This window comes from Chryseobacterium sp. FR048 (assembly GCF_056844665.1).
Map to the genome: position 1 here is coordinate 100,896 of NZ_JBXDSE010000011.1, position 22,622 is coordinate 123,517.

General features: G+C 37.1%; 25 protein-coding genes. 11 read left to right on the top strand and 14 right to left on the bottom strand.

The annotated features are described in order from the left end of the window. Positions 1-7: 7 nt before the first annotated feature. The 8 genes from mnmE to AC106K_RS24650 all read left to right on the top strand — a co-directional run bounded on the left by mnmE (position 8) and on the right by AC106K_RS24650 (position 8,181). Positions 8-1,393 (top strand): tRNA uridine-5-carboxymethylaminomethyl(34) synthesis GTPase MnmE, encoded by a 1,386-nt coding sequence (mnmE, locus tag AC106K_RS24615; RefSeq protein ID WP_047096756.1) that lies wholly within the window; start codon positions 8-10, stop codon positions 1,391-1,393. A 280-nt stretch (positions 1,394-1,673) separates the two neighbouring features. Beyond that, entirely contained in the window at positions 1,674-2,567 is an 894-nt protein-coding gene (locus AC106K_RS24620) for a helix-turn-helix domain-containing protein (protein WP_482448193.1), read from the top strand. Between the two features lie 86 nt (positions 2,568-2,653). Further along, on the top strand, positions 2,654-3,883 hold the full coding sequence (locus tag AC106K_RS24625; protein ID WP_482448194.1) for a TCR/Tet family MFS transporter: 1,230 nt from the start codon (positions 2,654-2,656) through the stop codon (positions 3,881-3,883). 214 nt (positions 3,884-4,097) lie between these two features. Next, positions 4,098-5,060, top strand: coding sequence for an alpha/beta fold hydrolase (locus AC106K_RS24630; RefSeq protein ID WP_482448195.1), 963 nt, complete (start codon positions 4,098-4,100; stop codon positions 5,058-5,060). Continuing rightward, positions 5,053-5,634, top strand: coding sequence for a YdeI/OmpD-associated family protein (locus AC106K_RS24635; protein ID WP_482448196.1), 582 nt, complete (start codon positions 5,053-5,055; stop codon positions 5,632-5,634). Before AC106K_RS24630 ends, AC106K_RS24635 begins: the two co-directional genes overlap by 8 nt. A 151-nt stretch (positions 5,635-5,785) precedes the next feature. After that, the gene (locus AC106K_RS24640) at positions 5,786-6,373 is read left to right on the top strand and encodes a TetR/AcrR family transcriptional regulator (RefSeq protein ID WP_482448197.1); all 588 of its coding nucleotides are present in this window, start codon (positions 5,786-5,788) and stop codon (positions 6,371-6,373) included. Between the two features lie 67 nt (positions 6,374-6,440). Further along, complete coding sequence (locus AC106K_RS24645) at positions 6,441-7,256, top strand: SDR family NAD(P)-dependent oxidoreductase (RefSeq protein ID WP_482448198.1); 816 nt, start codon at positions 6,441-6,443, stop codon at positions 7,254-7,256. Between the two features lie 343 nt (positions 7,257-7,599). Beyond that, positions 7,600-8,181 (top strand): Crp/Fnr family transcriptional regulator, encoded by a 582-nt coding sequence (locus AC106K_RS24650; protein ID WP_482448199.1) that lies wholly within the window; start codon positions 7,600-7,602, stop codon positions 8,179-8,181. On the opposite strand, the gene AC106K_RS24655 is transcribed toward AC106K_RS24650, so the two are convergent. Then, on the bottom strand, positions 8,182-8,496 hold the full coding sequence (locus tag AC106K_RS24655; protein WP_482448200.1) for a hypothetical protein: 315 nt from the start codon (positions 8,494-8,496) through the stop codon (positions 8,182-8,184). 147 nt (positions 8,497-8,643) lie between these two features. On the opposite strand from AC106K_RS24655, the gene AC106K_RS24660 reads away from it, so the two are divergent. Continuing rightward, complete coding sequence (locus tag AC106K_RS24660) at positions 8,644-9,588, top strand: hypothetical protein (protein ID WP_482448201.1); 945 nt, start codon at positions 8,644-8,646, stop codon at positions 9,586-9,588. A gap of 159 nt (positions 9,589-9,747) precedes the next feature. Here the strand turns inward: AC106K_RS24660 and AC106K_RS24665 are convergent, their stop codons facing one another. From AC106K_RS24665 to AC106K_RS24705, 9 genes are all read right to left on the bottom strand, one after another. Beyond that, a complete protein-coding gene (locus AC106K_RS24665; RefSeq protein ID WP_482448203.1) occupies positions 9,748-10,491 on the bottom strand; it encodes a M17 family peptidase N-terminal domain-containing protein in 744 nt (247 codons plus the stop codon). Between the two features lie 25 nt (positions 10,492-10,516). Continuing rightward, complete coding sequence (locus tag AC106K_RS24670) at positions 10,517-11,392, bottom strand: pirin family protein (RefSeq protein WP_482448204.1); 876 nt, start codon at positions 11,390-11,392, stop codon at positions 10,517-10,519. A 385-nt stretch (positions 11,393-11,777) separates the two neighbouring features. Continuing rightward, entirely contained in the window at positions 11,778-12,362 is a 585-nt protein-coding gene (locus AC106K_RS24675; protein WP_047096732.1) for a Crp/Fnr family transcriptional regulator, read from the bottom strand. A gap of 9 nt (positions 12,363-12,371) precedes the next feature. Then, on the bottom strand, positions 12,372-12,683 hold the full coding sequence (locus tag AC106K_RS24680) for a hypothetical protein (protein WP_482448206.1): 312 nt from the start codon (positions 12,681-12,683) through the stop codon (positions 12,372-12,374). A gap of 66 nt (positions 12,684-12,749) precedes the next feature. After that, a complete protein-coding gene (locus AC106K_RS24685; protein WP_482448208.1) occupies positions 12,750-14,354 on the bottom strand; it encodes a Na+/H+ antiporter in 1,605 nt (534 codons plus the stop codon). 203 nt (positions 14,355-14,557) lie between these two features. Beyond that, positions 14,558-15,178 (bottom strand): alpha/beta hydrolase, encoded by a 621-nt coding sequence (locus tag AC106K_RS24690; protein ID WP_482448209.1) that lies wholly within the window; start codon positions 15,176-15,178, stop codon positions 14,558-14,560. Positions 15,179-15,187: 9 nt separating this feature from the next. Continuing rightward, complete coding sequence (locus AC106K_RS24695; RefSeq protein ID WP_482448210.1) at positions 15,188-16,141, bottom strand: ring-cleaving dioxygenase; 954 nt, start codon at positions 16,139-16,141, stop codon at positions 15,188-15,190. A gap of 155 nt (positions 16,142-16,296) precedes the next feature. Further along, entirely contained in the window at positions 16,297-16,590 is a 294-nt protein-coding gene (locus AC106K_RS24700; RefSeq protein WP_482448211.1) for a GNAT family N-acetyltransferase, read from the bottom strand. 93 nt (positions 16,591-16,683) lie between these two features. Next, entirely contained in the window at positions 16,684-17,616 is a 933-nt protein-coding gene (locus AC106K_RS24705; RefSeq protein ID WP_482448212.1) for a ring-cleaving dioxygenase, read from the bottom strand. Positions 17,617-17,751: 135 nt separating this feature from the next. Between AC106K_RS24705 and AC106K_RS24710 the strand changes: the two genes are divergently transcribed. Then, positions 17,752-18,465 (top strand): 2OG-Fe(II) oxygenase, encoded by a 714-nt coding sequence (locus tag AC106K_RS24710; protein WP_482448213.1) that lies wholly within the window; start codon positions 17,752-17,754, stop codon positions 18,463-18,465. Between the two features lie 138 nt (positions 18,466-18,603). Here the strand turns inward: AC106K_RS24710 and AC106K_RS24715 are convergent, their stop codons facing one another. Beyond that, positions 18,604-19,227: a hypothetical protein gene (locus tag AC106K_RS24715; RefSeq protein ID WP_482448214.1), complete on the bottom strand. Its 624-nt coding sequence runs from the start codon at positions 19,225-19,227 to the stop codon at positions 18,604-18,606. A 626-nt stretch (positions 19,228-19,853) separates the two neighbouring features. Here AC106K_RS24715 and AC106K_RS24720 point away from each other — a divergent pair. After that, entirely contained in the window at positions 19,854-20,567 is a 714-nt protein-coding gene (locus tag AC106K_RS24720; RefSeq protein WP_482448215.1) for a 2OG-Fe(II) oxygenase, read from the top strand. A 76-nt stretch (positions 20,568-20,643) separates the two neighbouring features. On the opposite strand, the gene AC106K_RS24725 is transcribed toward AC106K_RS24720, so the two are convergent. The 3 genes from AC106K_RS24725 to AC106K_RS24735 all read right to left on the bottom strand — a co-directional run bounded on the left by AC106K_RS24725 (position 20,644) and on the right by AC106K_RS24735 (position 22,538). Continuing rightward, positions 20,644-21,081, bottom strand: coding sequence for a nuclear transport factor 2 family protein (locus AC106K_RS24725; RefSeq protein ID WP_482448216.1), 438 nt, complete (start codon positions 21,079-21,081; stop codon positions 20,644-20,646). A gap of 20 nt (positions 21,082-21,101) precedes the next feature. Continuing rightward, positions 21,102-21,320 (bottom strand): DUF4287 domain-containing protein, encoded by a 219-nt coding sequence (locus tag AC106K_RS24730; protein ID WP_482448217.1) that lies wholly within the window; start codon positions 21,318-21,320, stop codon positions 21,102-21,104. A 120-nt stretch (positions 21,321-21,440) separates the two neighbouring features. Beyond that, positions 21,441-22,538 (bottom strand): thioredoxin-like domain-containing protein, encoded by a 1,098-nt coding sequence (locus AC106K_RS24735; RefSeq protein WP_482448218.1) that lies wholly within the window; start codon positions 22,536-22,538, stop codon positions 21,441-21,443. Positions 22,539-22,622: the final 84 nt, after the last annotated feature.

Consider the following 22,622-nt stretch of genomic DNA (forward strand, 5'->3'; position numbering starts at 1 on the left):
TTGCAGCATGAATAACGATACCATTTGTGCATTGGCCACAGCCAACGGAATAGGTGCTTTAGGCATTATCAGAGTTTCAGGAGATGAAGCTTTATCTGTAGTTCAGAAAAGTTTTCCGGCTAAAAAGCTTGAGAAGCAAAAATCCCATACCATTCATTATGGATATTTCATGGACGGAGAAGAGGCTATTGATGAAGTAATGCTTTCGATCTTCCTGGCTCCGAAAAGTTTTACAACAGAAAATTCTGTAGAAATTGCCTTTCACGGCTCTCCACATATTGGAAAACGTATTCTTGAAACCCTGATCAAAAATGGGGCCCGAATGGCCAAAGCGGGTGAATTTACCCTGCGCGCCTTCATTAACGGAAGAATTGACCTTTCTCAAGCTGAAGCCATTGCTGATGTGATTGCCTCCGAAAATGAAGCTTCGAGAAAAGTAGCGATCAACCAGCTGAAAGGCGGGATCACCAATGAAATATCTATATTGAGAACTGATCTTCTGAATTTCGTTTCCCTGATCGAGCTGGAACTTGATTTTGCTGAAGAAGATGTAGAATTTGCCGACAGAACCGCATTAAGTGGATTGCTGGATAAGATTGATATAAAGCTGCTCTCTCTTATTGAAAGCTTCCAATACGGAAATGCCATCAAAAACGGGACTGCTGTTGCCATTATCGGAAAGCCCAATGCCGGAAAGTCTACCCTACTCAATTCTTTATTAAAAGAGGAAAGAGCGATTGTAAGTAATATTGCCGGAACCACAAGAGATACGATTGAGGAAGTTCTTCACATCAAAGGACACGCCTTCCGTTTGATTGATACTGCCGGACTTCGTGAAACAGTGGATGAAATTGAAGCCATTGGAGTAAAAAAAGCTAAAGAAAAGGTAGAAAATGCCAATATTCTGGTATATCTGGCCGATGCCGCTACTGAAGATTTTTCCGAGGATATTGAAATGATTCAGTCTTTATTAAGGGATGATCTGAAACTGATTATCTGTGCTACAAAAATTGATGAAGTTACTCCTACAAAATATGAAACAGTAGAAGACATTTTCAGAAATGCCATTTCTCATGAATTTGACTTCATCAAAATTTCAGCGGTTGAAAACCAGAACATCCAGGATCTTAAAAATGAATTATCTTCCTATGTTGAGCAATTAAAATCCGAAGAAAACAATGTAGTCATTACTAACCAGCGTCACTTCGAAGCTTTACAAAAGTCTTTGGATGCTGTAAACAAGGTAAAAGAAGCTATTTCTTTCCGGATTTCTACAGAATTGCTGGCGTATGAATTGAGAAATGCTTTAGAACATCTTGGTGAGATCTCCGGTGAAGTTACTAATGATGAGGTGCTTGGGAATATTTTCTCTAAGTTTTGTATCGGGAAATAGAAATTTTTCAGATAATATAATTGAAATTTTTATAAAAATTAGAGCGAGTTGTTGACTCGCTTTTTTTGTTTGTATTTTTTGAAATAATGAGCAACAAGCGTTACCCTCGCACCAGCGAGAGACTACCAGCCGTGTACTACTTAGTTTTTTGAAAAATTACTCGGTCAGATTTTATAAAAATTACATCTTCAAGATAGAAAAATGAATTTCATCTTGTACATAAAACCCAAAATAAAAGTACAAGGCCAATTTTTTCAAAAATATTTTTCAATATTTGTACATGGCTTTATTTATAACTCTGGATAACGTTTATCAATTATATAATATTGATGCCTCAAAAAAGACAGATGGAATAATTATCTTTCATCAATTGGCCAACTCAAGTAATGGATATACTGAACATAGCCGTTTATTTGACGGATTATTACTTGGTTTTATGATTACCGGATCTATGAAAATGCAGATCCATTTCCTGGATTACGAAATCAATGCAGGTGATATAGCAGTTTTACCCCCACAATTATTAATAGATACAAAATACCTGAGTGACGACGCAGAAATAGTAACCATTGGGATCTCCTTAGATTTCATGTCAGCATTTCCAATCCTGCGTGAATTTGTAATGAATAATCAGATACGATGGCAACCTGTAATCAGGCTTCAAGAGGATGAAATAAGGTTACAAAATGAATTAATCACTTTGATAAAAAATTTTTACCATAAAAAGCAGAGCCCCAATAAAGCTGAAATGCTTCGACATCTTGTCATGGTAATAATCAATATGATTTCCGAAGTATATACTGAGATGCCCAATTCCAAAGTTTCGTCAAAAAGTCGGACACACGAAATTATAGATGACTTTTATCAATTGATTTTAAAACATACCAAGGAACAAAGAAGTGTTCATTTTTATGCAGAGAAACTTCATTTAACCCCTCAGTATCTTTCCACCTTTCTGAAAGAAAAAACGGGCAGATCTGTATCGCAATGGATTGATCATATTTTAATACTGGAAGCCAAAACACTCCTCAAATCAACCAACTTGTCCATCAAGGAAATCAGTAATGAATTAAACTTTGGGGAGACCAGCATCTTCTGTAGATATTTTAAAAGAATAACCGGAGTATCTCCAAAATCATACAGGAATCAAAATGCAATAACCACGCTTCCATAGTCAATTCACAGATCACTTTACAAATTGTACGTAAAACCCATTAACGTGTCAACGTCTGATTTTTTGGCTCTGTCTACTTTTATGACATGAAAAAAACAGATAAAAAAGCAGCAGTCGGTTTTATATTGATCACTTTGCTGATTGATATTACAGGTTGGGGAATTATACTTCCTGTTGTCCCTAAACTTATTGGTGAGCTTATTCATAGTGATATTACTGAAGCGGCGACCTATGGCGGGTGGCTGGGTTTTGCTTATGCTTTCACTCAGTTTATATTTTCACCAATCGTCGGTAACCTTAGTGACCAATACGGAAGACGTCCTATCCTATTAATTTCTCTTCTGGGATTTGCATTAGATTACCTGTTACTTGCAGTAGCTCCTTCTATTGGGTGGTTATTTGCCGGACGAATCATTGCGGGGCTCACCGGAGCCAGTATCTCAACAGCAAGTGCTTATATTGCCGATGTATCTACGGATGAAACCAGAACTAAAAATTTTGGATTAATCGGTGCTGCATTTGGTTTGGGATTCATTATTGGCCCCGTCATTGGAGGGCTACTAGGACACTATGGTGCCAGAATTCCTTTTTATGTTGCATCGGTTCTATGTTTATTGAACTTTCTCTATGGTTACTTTATACTTCCTGAAAGTTTGGATAAAAACAAAAGGCGGTCATTTGACTGGAGACGTGCCAATCCCATTGGATCTCTGAAGTTTTTAGCAAAGCATCCAAAAATTTCAAATTTAGTGATTGCTTTAATTTTAGTATATATCGGGCTCCAGGCAGTACAAAGTAACTGGCATTTCTTTACGATGTATCAATTTAATTGGTCAGAAAGAGCCGTAGGTTTATCGTTGGGAGTGCTAGGGCTTTTGCTTGGATTAGTTCAAGGGGTTTTAATAAGATGGACAGCTCCTAAATTAGGTGAACAAAAAAGCATCTATTCCGGATTGATTTTTTACGCATTAGGTTTATTATTATTTTCTTTTGCAAGTGAAGGCTGGATGATGCTGATGTTCCTTATTCCTTATTCATTGGGTGGCATCTGCGGGCCTTCCCTTCAGTCGATGATCAGTAAAAGTATTCCTTCCAATCAACAGGGTGAGCTTCAGGGAGCATTAACAAGTCTGGTAAGCGCCACTTCAATTATTGGGCCGCCTATTATGACTCATCTTTTTTACTATTTTACGCATGATAAGGCTCCGTTTAAATTTTCAGGGGCTCCGTTTCTTCTGGCTTCGGTTTTGATGATTTTAAGTGCAGTTATCATCTATTATACAAGCAAAAAAAACAAATCTTCAAATAGAATATAACGAGAGATGTAAAACAAAAGATTAGAGAAATCAATTACGATTCACTCCTATTACGCACGCACGGTATTTTCCTTCTATGATAAAACCTGAACCGAAACATAAGTTTACAGGGATATTTTGATCGTTATCACTAAAATGCTTTTTCCTACTGACAGCTTGTTGTCATAAACCAGACTTAAATTTGTCTCACAATTATTTATTAAACAATAAAAACATGAGAGACCCATCCAGTACAACCAACAAGCAAACCGAATTTCCAAAGCCAACTATGATTTCAGTGAATAATGTGGTATTAGAAGTATTTGAAGCAGGAAAACAAAATTCAGGGAATCCAATCATTCTCTGTCACGGCTTTCCGGAACACGCATTTTCCTGGCGTTATCAGATACAAGCTCTTGTTGCAGCAGGTTATCATGTCATTGTCCCCAATCAACGCGGCTATGGTAACTCATCTTGCCCAACTGAAGTAACTGATTATGATATAAAGCACCTTACTGGTGATCTTATTGCTCTACTCGATTATTACGGATACAGGAATGCCACCTTTGTTGGTCATGACTGGGGTGCAAATGTTGTCTGGAATCTGGCACTATTATATCCTGAACGGGTCAATAAAATCATAAACTTAGCTCTGCCTTATCAGGAGCGCGGAGAGCAACCATGGCTTGAATTTATGGAAACCCTATTTGGAGAAGACTTCTATTTTGTTCACTTCAACAAGAAAGTGGGAATTTCAGATGCTATAATGCATGAAAATACACCTCGATTTCTGCGTAACCTATTCCGCAAAGATGTCCCTCCCGCTCCACCTGCTCCGGGAATGCTGATGATCAATCTTGCAAGAGCAGAAAAACCTTTTGGGAAGCCTCTAATGGAAGACAATGAACTGTCTATATTCGTTTCTGCCTTTGAATTATCTGGGTTTACCGGAGCTATAAATTGGTACAGAAACCTTGATAGAAACTGGCACCTGATGGCGGACGTAAAGCCAATCATTCATCAGCCAGCTCTGATGATATATGGAGAACAGGATACAATTCCAAAGTCTGAAAACCTGAAAAATATCGTTCCTAATCTTGACGTTGTCAGTTTAGATTGTGGTCATTGGATTCAGCAGGAAAAACCGGAGGAAACCAACCGTTCAATTTTAAAATGGTTAGCCCAACAGAATGCATAATAAGGACATTGAAACATATTGCCCGCAAAGTCAAACAGATTGGAGACAATGGTTGGAAGAAAACCATCAGTCCAAACAATCTGTTTGGCTTGTTTATCATACAAAAAAATCAAATATTCCTTCATTAAGTTGGAGTGAAGCCGTTGACGAAGCGCTTTGCTTCGGTTGGATTGATAGCACAATGAAAAAGATTAATGACATCTCGTTTATGCAGTTCTTTAGGAAACGTAAACCAAAAAGCAACTGGTCAAAAATCAACAAGGAAAAAGTTCAGAAGCTCATCGACAGCAAAAGAATGACAAAACAGAGCTACGAAAGTATTGAAATAGCAAAACAGAACGGATATTGGACAATCTTGGATGAAATAGAAGAAGTAATCATTCCAGACGACTTAGAAACTGCATTCAAAAAACATAATGGCTCGAAAGATTATTTTCTAGGCCTGAGCAAATCAACAAGAAAAATAATATTGAGCTGGATTATCCTCGTCAGAAAACAGGAAACCAGACAAAAACGCATAGAAGAAGTCGTAGAAAGTGCTGCATTAAATCTTAAACCAAAACATTTACGATAGAAAACATACCGAACTTCCTTCCAATCCCTTTCGGAAGGAAGTTTTACAATGATCTCATGCATTTTTGGAAAAAATAGTATTAAAAAACTTACTCTAAAATTTGGAAATGACCGAAAGGTCATTTACATTTGCAGTGTAAAATAGAAATAAAATGAATAAGGGTGAGCGTACAAGACAGATGATCATTGAACAATCTGCTCCGCTTTTTAACAAGAAAGGTATGGCAGCAACAGCAATGAGCGACATCATGGAGGTTACCAAGCTATCCAAAGGCAGCCTGTATGTTCATTTTGAGAATAAAGACGTATTGGTAGAGGCTGCTGTGGATTATAATATGGATCAGCTACAAAGTAAAGTCATCGCTTTAATAAATAAATTTCAACATCCGAAAGATAAGTTATTTGCCTATATTGATGCATTTAAGAATCCATTAAATCCTCCGGTAACTGGAGGTTGCCCCATGTTGAACTTTGGAATGGAAGCTGATGACCAAAATCCCGTAATACTTGGGAAAGTAGCGGATCTGGTCAATAAAAGTCAGTATCTGATCAGTGAAATTATTATAGAAGGGATTGAAAAAGATATTTTTAAAGCAGATTGGGATCACAAAGAATTCTCTACAATCATGTTCGCCATGCTTGAAGGAGGTATTTTTATAAGCAATACCACTAAGAAAATCGATAAGATGAGTATTATCAATAAAAGTCTAAAAAAAATGATTGAGGCACAATTGTGCTGATTTTTTTTGAAACAAAAATGACCGAAAGGTCATAAATATATTATTAACATTCTAAAAAATAGAAAACATGTCAAAAACAATTTTTATTACCGGGGCATCCCGTGGATTTGGGAGACTTTGGGCGGAAGCCTTTTTAAAACGTGGCGATAAAGTGGTTGCAACAGCACGCAACAAAGAAACATTATATGATCTTGTAGAGAAATACGGAGAAAATGTATTGACTCTTCAACTGGATGTAAACAGCCGTGAAGCTTCCTTTGAAGCAGTGAAAGAGGCACATGCACATTTTGGAAAGATCGATGTACTGATTAATAATGCCGGATATGGACTGTTCGGAGCCATTGAGGAGACTTCTGAAAAAGAAGCCCGTGACCAGATGGAAACGAACTTTTTTGGTACGCTTTGGATGACACAGGCTGTACTTCCCATAATGAGAGCCCAGCAAAGCGGTCATATTATACAGGTTTCCAGTTTTCTGGGACTGGTTACCTTACCGATATTAGGACTATACAATGCTTCTAAATTTGCAGTGGAAGGATTTAGTGAAACACTGGCAAGTGAAGTAAAGCATCTGGGGATCAATATCTCTTTGATTGAACCTAATGGCTACTCTACCGACTGGTCAGGGGCATCAGCTTTCCAGACAGAGCCGATGGAAGTCTACAATCCTGTGAAGGAAGCATTTATGAAAGGAGCAACCCCTGATATTTACGGGAATCCGGAAGCTACCGTGACAGCAATAGAAAAACTGGTTGATTCTCCAAACCCACCATTGCGACTATTACTTGGAAAAATTGCCTACCCATCAGTCAAGAGTACTTATGAGCAGCGTTTGGCCAGTTTTGAAGAATGGAAAGAAGTTTCTGAACAAGCACATGGATAATATTCAGTTCCAAAATTGAAACTATTGAACATCCTGTATCATAGTTGAGAGAATGAACAAAAAAGCTTACATAGATTCGTTCAATATATGCTATAATGAATTCTATTCAACAGGCATTTCTTTTTAAATGATAGCGGGCAACTTTACCAAAGTTGTCCGCTACTTTTATTGATCAGAAATCGGTTTAAAACTAATCTCAATATCTCTTCTATGATTAGAAATGAAAATTAATATCAATGTCCTAAATATAGATTATTCTCAACGATCTTAATGGTAATGATACCCTAGTGAAGGATTCAAATTTTCAGTATATTTACTTCTTGTTTAGACAAAGCAACAACTCATGTACGACACTTTAATCGAATATATCAATTCGCGGGTCTCCAGACCTTTAGCTCCCAATGAAATTGACATTCTGAAAAATAATTTTGTTCCTCATCAACTCAAAAGACGGGAATTTTTTTTGCATGAAGGAGATATAAGCAGTTATATGGGATTTCTTGCCAAAGGTTCCATGAAAAAATACAGTACAGATTCTAAAGGTACCGAGCACATCATGAGCCTCTATATTGAAGGCTGGTGGGTAGGTGATCGTGAAAGTTTTGCAAAACTCACTCCTTCTTCCTTCAATATTGAGGCTTGTGAAAATACTGATTTACTTGTTTTAACCAAGACGGCGGCAGAGGAAGTATTCTCCCTTCCTGTTATGAATGAACTTAGACGTCAGTTGGATGAAAACTATTCTTTCGCCAGTCAAAGAAGAATCAATGCTGCCATAAGCATGACGGCTGAGGAACGATATACTATGCTTATTGAGAGCTATCCTGAATTTGCACAGCGGTTTCCTCAACACATGATTGCATCATATTTAGGCATTACCCAGGAAACCCTGAGCAGAATCCGATCCCGGGCCATCAGAAAGTAATCAGGACTGGTTGACAATAGGAATTACCTTTGTTCCAATTAATTCAATAGCCCGGAATATATCTTCTTTGCTCAGCCCCGGATTATCCATCTGAAAGGTAAATCTTGAGATCCCTCCTAATGCTTCACTATGTCGTAAAATCTTTTCTGCAACTTCTTCGGGGTCGCCAATAACATAAGCTCCGCTAGGATCAGCTTGAACTTCAAACATTTCCCGTGCAGGAGTGGACCACCCTCTCTCCTTCCCGATTTTCCCCATTATTTCCTGATAGCCCGGAAAATAAAGATTCTTCGCCTTAGATGTTGTATCTGCCACCCCTTTTTTCCTTTGTAAACATATCATCTATACAAAAAACAAGATCGTTTACCTTTTATTTATAAGTATAAAATCACTGATTATGGGGAGTGATTTGTAAGTTTTAAAACCCTTAATTTGAAAATAAAAGATCAATAAAAATACGTCATGGATAAGATAATAGATAAGTTAATCCAAATGAACCGTTTTGAAGAAGAAAAAGGACTTAGTTTAGAGGACATTAGAGTATTAAATGAGAATTCAGGAAACAATATTCCTGACTTTTTTACATCCTATCTCAAAGTCTTTGGCTTTAATGATAATTTATTTGGGGGAGTTTTTAATGAGGAAGCTGATTTTGTGGAGCAAAATGAGATGATTCAGGAATTAGGATATGCTGACTATATTGCCATAGGTGATGCATACAATGAAAATCTTATTGTTGTACACATTGAAAATCAGAAGCTATTTTTAATAGAAGATGATCATTTGATTGATCTGGAAATGACTTTTTCTCAAATGTTAATACAAGCTGTAGAAGCTTTAGATTCTAAGAAGTTTGAAATCATACAACAGGTCAATTCCGTTTATGAAAGTTTTCAAGATCATAAAAATACTTTGAAAAATTCTTTTATAAAGAGTTTTAGTCAATTGAATGAAACCGTTACCAACAACCAAGATACCTTATATGGTATTGTGATCGCAAAAAATAGTGAGGGTAATTTGTACCGTTTATATGGCGGAAGTCTTAATACTTTCAAAGTAGAAATGAACAAGCAAAAGGTAGATTATAATCAATTGTGGAACCCTGAAACAATGAATTATCACCAAGCTATTTCTATGGATGAAATTTTGACAGATATTAAATCGGAAATTGATTTTAAAGCACTGGATTTACTGTTTTTGGATGTCTTGCGCGATTTAAAAGAAGAAGGGTATTTTAGAGATCAAATGAATCGTTTTTCAATTTCTATTCAATCTCATCATATAAACTTATTTCCTGAAGATTCTTATAATGAGTCCTTAATGAAGGAAAATAATTTAGAAACAAAAATCAGAAGATTTTGGGAGTCCCCTTATGATCGCACCCGATTATTAATGGAAATAGTATAGCTTAACAGATCATTATTAAACTGAATGAGTCAATATTTAATCCGTTTTAAAGTTATTATTTTTGATTATAAGTGTCAGATTAAGTATTGACTCATACACAACAGGCTATCTCATATCTGAGACAGCCCGCACATCAACAATATTAATGAAACCTGTTCATTATTTTTTTTTCGCTTCTGAAATCGCTTCAGAAATTCCGCCTCCTGCAGTTTCAAAGAAGGCAGGGCCTGCAAGCAGGTATACTTTTTCTAATTTTTTTGTGGTGGAAAGCTTATGTTCTTTTAAATAACTCTCGGAACGGTTGGCATGTACAATTCCTCTTACTACATTTCCTGCTACCAAAGCTGTTGGAGAATCTATTCCGGCATCTTTTAAATCGCTGGCAAAGGCAAAGTTGGAAACGCCCAGTCTCATGGCTTCACGGGCCGCCACTTCCCCTACGGAAGTCATCAGATCAGGAGTGAATTTATTTCGGTCTCCTAAACCAATCAGTAACAGTTTTTTCGCAGACATAGATCCGGATGGTGGCGTAATAAGAATGGTTTCTAAAGCATGCCCCTGAAACTGTCCTGTTTGTCTGATTTTAGTCAGCTCTCCTTTCAATCCCTCATCCAGGTGTACCAGACCGTTCAGGTTGGCTGGCAATGCCGGAGCGTTGAAAATATCTCCGTCTGTATATTCGAAAACACAGGCTACCTGAAGCTGAGTATCAGCCGAAGAAGGCCCTTGCACCAATCCTATCATAGAAATCCCATCTACTGAACCCCAGTTTTTGTAGGTTCCAACGGCAGTTGTTTTTGCTGCAGCCGTCGTAGTGGTGGTTTGTGCCAATGTAACCGTTGAGAATGCTAATGTTGCAGCTATCAATAATCTGTTTACAGTGTTTTTTAGGATATTTTTCATAATAATATGGATTTTGTTTTGTTCTTTATAAGGTCATCGGTACTTCCATCAGGAGGATTTCTGTACCTTTTGTAAGGGTTTTTATATCTATATCTTTAATATCCCAAACACCGAAACCGTCTCTTTCCTCTATTTTCTGACCCTCGATTTCAGCACTTCCTTTAATGATAAAAGCATACACCCCGTTTCCTTTTTTTCTGATCTGATAATTGACTTCCTTCCCTTCATCAAAAGTTCCCACGTGAAACCAGGCATCCTGATGAATCCAAACGCCTTCATCATCAGCATTAGGAGAAAGAATCTGTTGAAACCTGTTGTTACTTTTCGTTTTATCTAAAGTGATCTGATCATACCTTGGCGTTACATTTCTCTTATTCGGGTATACCCAGATCTGAAGAAATTTCACCAGTTGATCACTGTTTTTGTTGAATTCACTGTGCATAATTCCTGTTCCTGCACTCATCACCTGAATATCTCCACTTTTGATGATCGCCGTATTTCCCATACTGTCTTTGTGTTCCAGATCTCCTTCCAACGGAATACTGATGATCTCCATATTGTCGTGAGGGTGAGTTCCGAAACCTCTTCCTGCTTCTACTCTGTCATCATTCAGAACTCTTAATACTCCGAAGTGCATTCTTTCGGGATTGTAGTAATTGGCAAAACTGAAAGTATGCTGGCTCAATAACCATCCATGGTCTGCTTTCCCTCTTGAGTCTGCTTTATGGATTACAGAATTGTCTTTGATTTTTGATTCTGTATTAGGCAAATGATTGTAGCCGATGGGTTCTAGCGGTTCGATTTCATCGATCTCATTTTTCATCGTATTTCCTAGGGAAGCAGATGCCACAAACATTCCTGTTCCAAGTAATCCTTTTTTTAAAAAATCTTTTCTGTCCATATCTCAATTGTTATTTGTTCGTTTTTGATATGACAAATTTAGAGAGATGAAAAAGCTTACACATTTAACTAGTTTAATAAATGACTTTGCAATAAAAAAAATGTCGGATACTTTTATATTCGGCATTTTCTCACGGCTGAATATTATTTTTGCGACGAATACACGAGTAAAATTTTTGATGGAGAGTATCATTGAGATTTCTACGGAATGAAAAAGTGCATGGAAGATACGAGGGGTTTATTTTCTTATGCAGATTTAAATATGAGTGTCTGTATCCGAAGTATTTTATCATATGACCAATAAAAAATTCGTGCATTCGTAGCAAAATGATTTTAGATTGCCACAAATGCATGAATGAAATTTTTGATGTAGAAAGATAAGAGGCTTATTTCTCTTTGGAGGCCAAACGTTTTCGGATGGTACTTACAAATTCTTTTGAAACTCCCAGATAGGAAGCGATATAATATTGGGCTACTCTTTGTGGGATGGAAGGATACACTTTGATAAATTCAAGGTATCGGTCTGAAGCGGCTTTTGAAATGGTATTGACCAAACGGGCCTGAAGCGTGGAAAGGTTTCTTTGGACCAACATTCTGAAAACCCTCTCAAACTTAGGAATTTTCTCAAGCAGCTCTGCTTTCGTTGTAGGGTTCAGCATATAAATTTCAGAATCCTCCAGTGTTTCAATATATACTTTGGAGGGCTTTTGATCCTGAAATGAAGCAATATCACTGATCCACCAGTCTTCTATGGCAAACAACAGGGTAACTTCGGTTCCGTTATCATCTAAACAATACATACGCAAACATCCTTTATGAATATACCCTTCAAACTGACAGATCTCTCCTTCTCTCAGCAAAACAGTTTTCTTGGGAAATGTCTTACAGACCAATAAGTCTGTAAAAATTTTCTCTTCTTCGGGGGTAATGGTAATAAATCGTGTAATGTTTTTGATGATATTTTCAAACATAAAATTATTTTATGAATGCAAATTAGGAAAAAGGCTGTAAACTTCGTTCTTTAGCAATCCACTTCCGCCTCCATAATGTTCAATAACTTTTACTTTACCACCCGAATTCTCACAAAATACTTTCATATCTTTCTCAAACTGTTCTTCCAATCCGGAACTTAAAAGGACAATATCAACATTATTTGCTGTAAGATAATCATAACTGAGTTCTTCATCAGATTGAATTTCTGCAGTCCAGCCTTCATTATTTTCTATAATCCGCTTTAGGACATCCAGAATTTCCTGGTTTTTTCCGATCACTAAAAAATGTAATGTATTCATGGGGGTTAACGTTCAGGGGTTAAAGTTTAAGGTTCGAGGTTCAAAGTTTAAGGTTTACTCCGGCTGTTATAAATGTTTGTTTCCTGTTATTTTCAATTCATTCAAATCGAGTTGTGATTCTGCTTTTCTGATTTCATCATCGCTGAATAGCTTTTCACGTTTCATTTTAAATAATTCTTTCCTCTGCAAAGCAAAAATATCAAGCATGATCTTATGGTATTCCTTCATGTCATTTTGCCTGTTGGTACACATTTCCAGAGAGCTTAAGTGATTTTGGTGAAGTTTAATATCATTTTTCAAAGAATTCTTAAGATTTTCAATCAAACTGTTCGAGCTGATTTCCTGTTCTTTATTGAGTTTTTCTATAGCCAGTTTATCAAGTCTTATCTGAATTCCTGCCTGTTGCTCATGGGAAGGCATAATAGGATCAATCTCTCCTATTTTTGTTAATTTAATAATCAAAGGTAACGTGAGTCCCTGGAAGACCAATGTTACAAAAATGACGACGAAGGTGATAAAAATAATCAGGTTTCTCATAGGGAAATCAGTCTGCGAATTCATCATTACCGGGATGGATAATGCGGTAGCCAGAGAAACAACGCCTCTCATTCCTGCCCATCCTATAATCAATGGATTCTTCCATCCGGGATTAGGATCACGACGCGCTTTTTCACTGATCCATCTTGGAAGATGAGCGACAGGATAAATCCATAACAGGCGAACGACAATGACAATACCACTGATCATTAATCCATACTTAATTCCCTGCATCAGAGAAGTTTCTCCTAAGCCGTTGATAATATCGGGAAGTTCAAGGCCAATCAACACAAAGACCAAAGCATTCATCACAAAAATCAGGGTGTTCCAGACTCCCGTCATATTGATTCTTGTCGTTCCTGTTTTAAACATCTCATGCGCACGGAAAGACATAAACAATCCGCCACTTACCACCGCCATTACTCCTGAAAAATGAAAATGTTCTGCGGAAAGGAATAGAATGTATGGAGTCATCACCGTAAGTGCCGCATCAATAGCCGGAGTGGTTGGTAAAAATTTGTGAATGGCATAAAAGATATGGGCTCCTGCAATTCCTACTACGATTCCCATTCCTGCTACTAAAAAAAACTGACCTGTAGCTTCATGCATTGAAAAAGCTCCTGTCATTACTGCTGCCAGAGCAAAACGAAATACAATCAGTGAAGAAGCATCGTTGATTAAGCTTTCTCCTTCCAGTATTGCGATGGTTCTTTTGGGTACTTTCAGCCCTTTTAATACCGTGGTTGCCGCTACAGCATCCGGTGGGGAAACAATTCCGCCCAATAAAAAACCTAATGCTAAAGTAAACCCTGGAATCAAAGCCTGTGAAGCATATGCCACAACCAAAGAGGTAAGAAATACCAGTCCAAAAGCCAGTAAACTGATCGGTCGTTTCCATTTCCAAAAGTCATTCCATGAGGTATACCACGCTGCTTCATACAATAACGGCGGCAGGAAAATAAGAAATATAATATCAGGATCCAGCTTTAATACGGGAACTCCCGGAATCATACTGATCCCCAGCCCCGCAAGAACCAGAAAAATAGGATAGGCTATTTTGATTCTCTGGGCCAACATGACCAGCAGCATAACGATGAGCAGTAAGCCTAATATTAAAAGTAGTTTCTCGTGCATAGTTTTTTTAATACGTAAATCTAACCACCAGAGCTTGGAAGATGGGAGATGGAAGATGGAGGTTCTGAAGGTCATCAATAACAGATTACCATCTTTTTTAGCTTATTTGATTTTACGAAGGTTTTCGTATCTATAACTAAAAGTAACTTCCAGCCTCCTTCTTCCAGCTTCCAACCTTTTCTGGTTATTTATTGGTTAAAATATCATTTAAATACAATTGAATTAGCCAGTTCAATTTCTTCCTGATTAATGGAATGTCCGAAATTGGCATATACTTTTTCCGTAACCTCAGCATTCATTTCTCTCAAGATATTGGCCGTAGCATAGACTCTTTCTACCGGAACATGAAAATCGGGATTACTGGTTGCTAAAAACACAGGTGTTCCTGCAAAATCTCCTTTATAATTTTCACGATTGATCTTATCTCCTATTACCCCGCCGATAATGGCTGCTGCTCCACCAAATTTCTGTGCATTTCTGGTTAAAAACTCCAAGGTAAGACATGCTCCCTGGGAAAATCCGAAAAAGTAAATATCTTCAGAAGCAATCCCGGCATCCAGAGCTGCTTTTACTGTTTCTTCCACCATTTCAAGGGCTGATGACAACCAGGGTTCATTCTGATCCACCGGAGCCATAAATGAATAGGGATACCAGGTATGATTCAGAGCCTGTGGGGCTAATACGGCATAATCTTTTACATTCAAATGTTGGGAAAGGCTCAATATATCCTGGGCACTTCCTCCTCTTCCATGGACCATGATCAGTGCTTTTTTTGCCTGTCTTAATGGTACTCCTGCTGTTTTTATATTTAATGTGTGACTCATTGTTGTTTCTTATCTGAATTTTTCTGTTGGATAGTTAATTGGAGGGAGCACATCAAGCAGACGTTCTCTCTGTTTTTCAAACTGTTGAGGTAACTGAAGTGCTTCCCCTAAAAATGCCTGCTCTTCATCCACATCGAATCCGGGACCTGATGTCGCGATTTCAAACAACACACCTCCGGGTTCTTTAAAATAGACTGAGGTAAAGTATTTGCGGTCTTTCACTTCGGTATGTTCCAATCCATATGTATTTAATCTTTCTACCATTTTAAGCTGTGATTGTGCATCCGGAGTAGCAAAAGCAACATGGTGTACGGTACCTCTTCCGGCAAGCCCTTTCAGTGCATTAGGCATAGAAAGCAGATCCACATATTTCCCCGGCTGATTATCTGTTCCTAGTCTCAATCTATCAGGACTTTCAAAGATCACTTTATGATCCATCTGAGTGGTCAGAAGAGCCGCTGTTCTTTCATAGGCATCATACCAGATCTCAGCATGGTGGATTCCTTTTAAAGCATAATCTTTGGGAATATATCCGTTGAAATATCCTTTTCTTTCATCTTTATTATTGAAAACCAGTTCCAGTCCCAGTCCGTCAAAATCTTCAAGATAGATGAAAACTTCTTCTGAAAATCTTTGCTGAGGCTGTTTATAAGCAATATTAAACTGATCCAAACGGTTCAACCAATAATCCAAGGCATCTATAGAAACAGAAAAAGCAGTTGTATTCAGCATTCCTTTACCATGTCTTCCGTTCACCAGATCTTTACCATAAGGAAATGTTGTCATAATGGTTCCCGGAGTTCCGTATTCGTCTCCGAAATAAAGGTGATAAACGTCAGAATAATCAAAATTTACCGTTTTTTTGACCAAACGCAGCCCTAGTACTCCGGTATAAAAGTCTATATTTTCCTGAGTATTTCCGGTAATGGCGGTTACGTGGTGTAGTCCTGTAATAAGTGTCATTGGTTTTGTGTTTTAGGTTATATTTTTTGTTGAAAGGAGGATAGAGGAGGCGAAAGGGTGAAATGGTAAAATCGTGAAATCGCAAAATCGTGAAATTGCTAAAGGGCAAATTGATTGGGGATTAGTCCGTTTTTTTTCAATAGGCCTCTTTCCTACTATCCTTCTTTCATCCATACGTCATTATATTCTTCCGGATGGCGTTTAAACTGGGCATGTACAAATGGACATAACGGTAAGATTTTCAAATCGTTTTCCCTTGCATAGGACACCAGTTTCGCCAGTAAAATCTTGGCAAATCCTTTTCCTTCATATTCGGGATTTACTTCAGTGTGATAAACCGTTAGTTTTTTACCAATCACTGAAATATCCATTTTTCCTGCTTTATGATCGTCTGAAAACAATTGGATCTCTCCTTTTCTTCCTTCCAGAATAACTTCTGTTCTTTCCATTTTTTTATTTTTTAATTGATGTTCATTTTTAATGATCCTTCTGTGAAAAATCATTATTCAAAAGTATGATCTTTATTCTGCCTGGTGAATGATCTATGATAACTTCGGCAATACGCCTTCTATTTTATCACGCATTCCTTCATATTGAGCAGGAAGTTTCAGGTGAGTTCCCAATTCATCCAATGGTTCATCTACCGTAAATCCAGGATTATCGGTTGCTATTTCAAATAAAACGCCTCCCGGTTCACGGAAATATAACGAGTAGAAATAATCCCTGTTAATCTTCGGAGTGATGCTTAAACCTGCTGACAATACTTTTTCACGGTATTGCATTAAAACCTGATCATCTTTTACCCTGAAGGCAATATGGTGATTGGTTCCGGCAGCATTTCTTCCGGCCGGTATTTTATCATTTTCAATAATATCTACAAGATTAGCGGTATCAATCGCATTCGTTGCCAATCTGTATCTTTCTCCCTCCTGTTTTTGAAGATCATATCCTAAAATATCCGTCAAAACTTTCATTGTAGGTTCTGCTTTCTTCAAAGTTAAAGTTACATTATGGAATCCTTTTAAAGCGTTTTCATCTTTTAATTCTTCAGTGGTCCATACTTTTCGGCTGTCTTCCGTTGATGGTTCTATCAATTGCAGCTGAAGCCCGTCCGGATCTTTAAAAGAAATCAGTTTTTCCCCGAAAATTTCACTTTCTTCCACATTGATGTTAAGACCTTGTAAACGGTTTTTCCAAAATTCCAGGCTTCCTTTCGGAACAGAGTAGCCAATATGGGTTGCCATACCGCTTCCGTTTGTTCCCTGCCCGATTCCTTCCCATGGAAAGAAAGTCAGGATTGTTCCCGGTGTTCCGTTTTCATTTCCAAAATAAAAATGATAGGTTCCCGGATCGTCAAAATTTACGGTTTTCTTTACTAATCTTACTCCTAAAACCTGAGTATAAAAATCCAGATTTCTTTTGGCATTGTCTGCAATGGCAGTGATATGATGCAGACCTAATATTCTATTGTCCATGTCTTTAATTTTTATGCTAAATTACAGCTCGCGAACGGCCCGTACATTTAACTAGTTTAATAAATGCAAAAAGACCGCAAGTTTCGGATTTTTTCTCCCCTTTCTTACTGCTAATTTTACTTCTATAAAAATGGTATGAAAACTATAGAAACACGATTAGCAGCCAAAGACTGGCCATCCATCAACCAGGAGCTTCATGACAAGGGCTTTGTAATTGTTCCCGATGTATTGACCCAAACGGAGTGTAATCATTTCATTGAAGCTTACAAAGCAGATGACACCTACCGAAAAACAATCAGTATGCAGCGTTATCGCTTCGGACTGGGGGAATATAAGTACTTTCAATATCCATTACCGGACCTGATTACTACATTGAGGGAGAATGTTTATGCCCAAATAGCCCCCGTAGCCAATCAGTGGATGCAGGAACTGAATATTGACAAAAAGTTCCCCACTACCCATAAAGCAATGAAAAAGCTCTGCAAGGAACATGGCCAGAAAAAACCTACAATCCTTATTTTAAAATATGGTGAAGGGGGTTTCAATACGCTGCATCAGGATTTATATGGTGAGATTTTTTTCCCAATGCAGATGGTTTTTATGCTTGATCAGGCTGATGAAGATTATACCGGAGGTGAGTTTGTGATCACCGAACAAATTCCCCGTGCTCAGTCTAAAGCCAATGTATTAAAGCCTAATCGTGGTGATATGCTCCTGTTTACAACAAATTTCCGACCTATGAAAGGAAGCAGAGGGTATTACAGGGTGAGTATGAAGCATGGGGTAAGTCCGTTGCATAGTGGTAACAGACATAGTTTAGGTATTATTTTTCATGATGGGCTCAGCTAACATCTTGCCAACCTAATTATTCATAAAAAAGCCAAAAATAGTTCATTCTTTAGGTTATGCGAGCAATCACCGTATCTGAAAAAATATTCCTTTCAAATATAAGTTATACGATTTTATGACAAAAATCCAGTAATGATTCTATATTTCAGCACTTTTATCTATTTTCGGATCATAGCCTGCCATAAAAGTATTAGCCACAGAACGGGGCGTAAGAACCTCAACAACAAGTTCCGGTACTGCATCTTCATAGCGGTCATAACCTGATGGAGTCCAGTGATACAATTTACCTTTTGACAGAAGATAGCATTCATCATCCTTATTAAGGATTATTCCATCCGGCAGGTTCTTAATCTGCTCCGTATAGCTTACCTTTTTTCCATATTTGTCAATGCGTTCTGTATGGATAATTTCATCAATTGCTTTCACAGATGTCTTCATATCGAATCCGTATTGAGGGTTTCCTTTTAGCCAATATTCCTTAAATCGGATATGATCTTTATACCGGCATTGAAAACAGGGTCTGTGCCCTGCAGAAAATGCTGTTGCTTCATCAAGGAAAAAAAGTTCTGTCCAGTGGCCGGGCTGCATGATCTCGCGATGTCTGCCCCGGAATTCCAGCATGCATATAATCCAGGCTTTAATGGTATAAGTCTTGACTATTTCTTTGTTTTCATTATGGATAACCCCACGGTTGCCAAGCCATGAACCTCTTGCTTTGGTCTTGATAAAAGAGCCATTGGGTGATACTCGATTTTGCAGCATATTCAGTAAGTTTATTTTTCTACGAAAGGTAAAGCACATGCCTATTTGCTTCTAAATCTTTTATAATATGTACTTTTTATATTACAAATATATGTCAGTCAATAAGTCTCTGCAATCCGAATCTTGTGGTTTATATTTTATTTTGTTTGCCTATCAAAAAAAGCCTTTAAGGATCTAAGAGTCAATTAAATTTTATATTTCTTCAAGTCTGTAAAAAAGATTGACGCAAAGTTGATGAATAATTTCGCTTTATTTTAAGTGAGCCAAGTAATGCGACTTCGTCGCTGATGAAGCGTTATGTTTATACACACGCTTCGACGAATCAACAAAGTTGATTCTAGCCTTTGCTCCCTAAAATAAATACAATGAAACTAAAACTTTGCGTTAGAAAACTTATAATCAAAACATCCTATTTTTTAATCTAAAATCTCCTGATTTTTGATTTTCACAACATGATATATAAAGATTTCACACTTCACTATACCATCCGAATCTTGCTATAATTGAGAATAAATGCCTTTAAAAACCGCAAGAAACGGATTTTATTTCCATACTTCATCTTCTACCTTTGTCCCAACAAACAAATACAAAATTTTTACCCATTTCAATTTTTAATGATGACAAACATGGACACCATAGAACAAAGGTTAAAGACAAAAAAATGGGACATTATTCTTGATGAGCTGAACAGTAAAGGTTTTGCTATTGTTCCCGATCTTATCAACGATCAGGAATGTAGTGAACTGCTTGGAGCGTTCAAAGAAGAATACAAATACAGGAAGACCGTAGTTATGGAACGTTATCGTTTTGGAAAAGGCGTCTATAAATATTTCAACTATCCATTACCCAATATCCTGACCGAGTTGAGAACTCATTTCTACGGTTACCTCGCTCCCACTGCCAATACCTGGATGGAAGTATTGAAGATAAAAACCCGTTATCCGAAACATCACAGTGAATTTATTGAACAGTGTAAAGAAAATGGTCAGGAAAAAGCAACCGCTTTAATTCTGGGCTATGGTGCCGGAGGATTTTGTGCTATGCATCAGGATTTATATGGTGAGGTTTATTTTCCCATGCAGATCGTGCTTTTCCTTGATAATATTGACGAAGATTACACAGGGGGTGAGTTTATTCTCACGGAAAATATTCCGATGGCCCAATCCCGTACTCATGTCATCAAACCTAAAAAAGGGGATGTGATTGTATTTGCCACCAACTTCCGTCCGGTAAAAGGAACAAAAGGCTATTATAGAGTAACGATGAAGCATGGTGTTGCTACAATACACAGTGGAGAAAGGCACACTTTAGGTGTTATTTTTCACGATGCCAAATCTTAACAGAACTCCCTTAATGGGATTTCTGATTCCCTTCATTCCGGTTATTTTTTCCAGATAGTTTCTCCAATCACCTCATTTAATCAGCTGTAACAGAAAGCATCACCGCAAGTGTATCCATATAATCCCGCCAATGAACGATTTGCCTGTCTTTAATGGTAATGATGGAACAAAAGTTATTATCATAAGCCTTCCCTGTGTGAGGCACTCTACCATGAACCTGATATTCCAGGATGATTACGTTGTTGGGATCATTAGATTTATAAACCCGTAAATTGTCTGAGGAATGAAGCACATTGCTATACCCGCCAAACCAGTCCATATAAGCCTGTCTGCCTTCAATTTTATTGGTAAATCCCGGAATGTTATAGATAAACTCAAATACAGCATTTTCAGCTACAGCATCCCAGAAGTGCTCGCCATCTACTTCACCTTTAAGGCCTTCCATAATGATATGATAAAATGGCTCTGCATTTTTGTTGTTAAAGGCTGGGTGATTTCTGTTTATTTTTTCCATTGTAAGTACTCATTTTTTCGCTATTCTCTTTTTCCATTGAGGTATGCATACATGGCCGTAGCATGGCCATGACCTAATTCAAAATCTGCTTTAAGCCAATTGATTATTTCGGTTGCTTTTATTCCTTTTTTTACTTTACCTTCATCGGTAAATCCTTTTTCTGCAGCTAAATTTTCAAAATCGGAACGGGATTTTCTAGTTTTTTCTTCAATATTTTTAATGTAGGTTTGAAATGACATATAATTTGTGATTTAAGTGGTTATTTATTTATAAATATACACGTTTTTAATAAATTATTTTTCATTCAACTAATTATTATATTCCGGATTTTAAGACAGTCTGTTTATTTTGCTGATACTCTATTTATTTAACATTTCCAGTATTTCGGCTTCATTATATAATCCTGTTGAGTTGGTCAGTATCTTCATATTATTATCGATCAGTACAGAATAAGGAATGGCACTGCCATATTTTAAAATCGTTTTTAAATTTTCACTTTCTGCATTTGATACAATAAATTGTTTCCAGCTCATGTTTTCTTCTTTAAGTGCTTTTTGCCATTCTGATTCTTTTTCATCAATTGAAATGGAAATCAGTTCAATTCCGTTAAGTTTATTTTCAGAAACGATCTTTTTCAGAATCGGAATTTCCTGCCTGCATGGGCCACACCAACTTGCCCAGAGAACAATTAAATGCTTTTGGTAGTTTTTGTCTATTACCTTACTTAATTGATGATCTGCATTTTTCAGCCTTAAAACATTCCTGGTATCGATCTTTTTAGAATTTACCACATACTGTTGAAGATCTTTATACGGCTGGGCCTTCTGAACGGTTTTATCGAATAATTTCAGATAATTCTCAATTTGTATCGGGGAAAACTGATACCTGTTTTTCAGAATCCCGAATAAAACATGAAAAGAAGAAGGGTGTTTTTTAATCAGATTCTGTATTTCAGCATCTTGAGTCGTACTTTTTCTTGTGAACAGATCATAATTGGTATCCTGCATGGCTTTTGACTGCTCGCCTCCTTCAAAATCTGTAATTGTTGCTGTTTTAATATGGTCAGGAAATGGTGAGTTTTTTCCAAACTCAGAATATTGTAATGATCCGTTTAATTTTATGATGTCATCGGAAAGAAAAACCCCGGAGCTCCATTTATCCTTATTTTGATTAAAGTATGAATTCATAGGAAACTGGAACATAATTTTATTCCCGTTATCAGCGTAATAATCAATTCCTAAATAATGCGGAACTCTGTCATTGAAAATATGCTTCATTTCAAATTTCCCATTTTTGACATTGATACTGTCAAGTTTATTGGAGAAAACATCTTCATAGAGGATTAATTTTCCGTCAGGAAGGTTTGAAATATTACCTTCGATTTTTATTGAATTTTTTTGACAGGAAAAACATAGGCAAATAAGTGATAAGAGTAGAAATAATTTAGTATTCATCATGGTTAAAAAAACTATGGATAGCAGAATCGTATTGACGAAGTGAAGACTGAGCTTAATTGTAAACTTCATTCAGCGCTTCATCCC

Coding starts and splice junctions, on each gene's coding strand:
- AC106K_RS24635 (WP_482448196.1), top strand. CDS start 5,053: ATGCATAATAAGGACATTGAAACATATTGCCCGCAAAGTCAAACAGAT.
- AC106K_RS24680 (WP_482448206.1), bottom strand. CDS start 12,683: ATGAATACATTACATTTTTTAGTGATCGGAAAAAACCAGGAAATTCTG.
- AC106K_RS24645 (WP_482448198.1), top strand. CDS start 6,441: ATGTCAAAAACAATTTTTATTACCGGGGCATCCCGTGGATTTGGGAGA.
- AC106K_RS24625 (WP_482448194.1), top strand. CDS start 2,654: ATGAAAAAAACAGATAAAAAAGCAGCAGTCGGTTTTATATTGATCACT.
- AC106K_RS24730 (WP_482448217.1), bottom strand. CDS start 21,320: ATGTCATTTCAAACCTACATTAAAAATATTGAAGAAAAAACTAGAAAA.
- AC106K_RS24715 (WP_482448214.1), bottom strand. CDS start 19,227: ATGCTGCAAAATCGAGTATCACCCAATGGCTCTTTTATCAAGACCAAA.
- AC106K_RS24670 (WP_482448204.1), bottom strand. CDS start 11,392: ATGGACAGAAAAGATTTTTTAAAAAAAGGATTACTTGGAACAGGAATG.
- mnmE (WP_047096756.1), top strand. CDS start 8: ATGAATAACGATACCATTTGTGCATTGGCCACAGCCAACGGAATAGGT.
- AC106K_RS24720 (WP_482448215.1), top strand. CDS start 19,854: ATGGACACCATAGAACAAAGGTTAAAGACAAAAAAATGGGACATTATT.
- AC106K_RS24665 (WP_482448203.1), bottom strand. CDS start 10,491: ATGAAAAATATCCTAAAAAACACTGTAAACAGATTATTGATAGCTGCA.
- AC106K_RS24620 (WP_482448193.1), top strand. CDS start 1,674: ATGGCTTTATTTATAACTCTGGATAACGTTTATCAATTATATAATATT.
- AC106K_RS24630 (WP_482448195.1), top strand. CDS start 4,098: ATGAGAGACCCATCCAGTACAACCAACAAGCAAACCGAATTTCCAAAG.
- AC106K_RS24735 (WP_482448218.1), bottom strand. CDS start 22,538: ATGATGAATACTAAATTATTTCTACTCTTATCACTTATTTGCCTATGT.
- AC106K_RS24690 (WP_482448209.1), bottom strand. CDS start 15,178: ATGAGTCACACATTAAATATAAAAACAGCAGGAGTACCATTAAGACAG.
- AC106K_RS24640 (WP_482448197.1), top strand. CDS start 5,786: ATGAATAAGGGTGAGCGTACAAGACAGATGATCATTGAACAATCTGCT.
- AC106K_RS24685 (WP_482448208.1), bottom strand. CDS start 14,354: ATGCACGAGAAACTACTTTTAATATTAGGCTTACTGCTCATCGTTATG.
- AC106K_RS24705 (WP_482448212.1), bottom strand. CDS start 17,616: ATGGACAATAGAATATTAGGTCTGCATCATATCACTGCCATTGCAGAC.
- AC106K_RS24660 (WP_482448201.1), top strand. CDS start 8,644: ATGGATAAGATAATAGATAAGTTAATCCAAATGAACCGTTTTGAAGAA.
- AC106K_RS24650 (WP_482448199.1), top strand. CDS start 7,600: ATGTACGACACTTTAATCGAATATATCAATTCGCGGGTCTCCAGACCT.
- AC106K_RS24710 (WP_482448213.1), top strand. CDS start 17,752: ATGAAAACTATAGAAACACGATTAGCAGCCAAAGACTGGCCATCCATC.
- AC106K_RS24695 (WP_482448210.1), bottom strand. CDS start 16,141: ATGACACTTATTACAGGACTACACCACGTAACCGCCATTACCGGAAAT.
- AC106K_RS24725 (WP_482448216.1), bottom strand. CDS start 21,081: ATGGAAAAAATAAACAGAAATCACCCAGCCTTTAACAACAAAAATGCA.
- AC106K_RS24700 (WP_482448211.1), bottom strand. CDS start 16,590: ATGGAAAGAACAGAAGTTATTCTGGAAGGAAGAAAAGGAGAGATCCAA.
- AC106K_RS24675 (WP_047096732.1), bottom strand. CDS start 12,362: ATGTTTGAAAATATCATCAAAAACATTACACGATTTATTACCATTACC.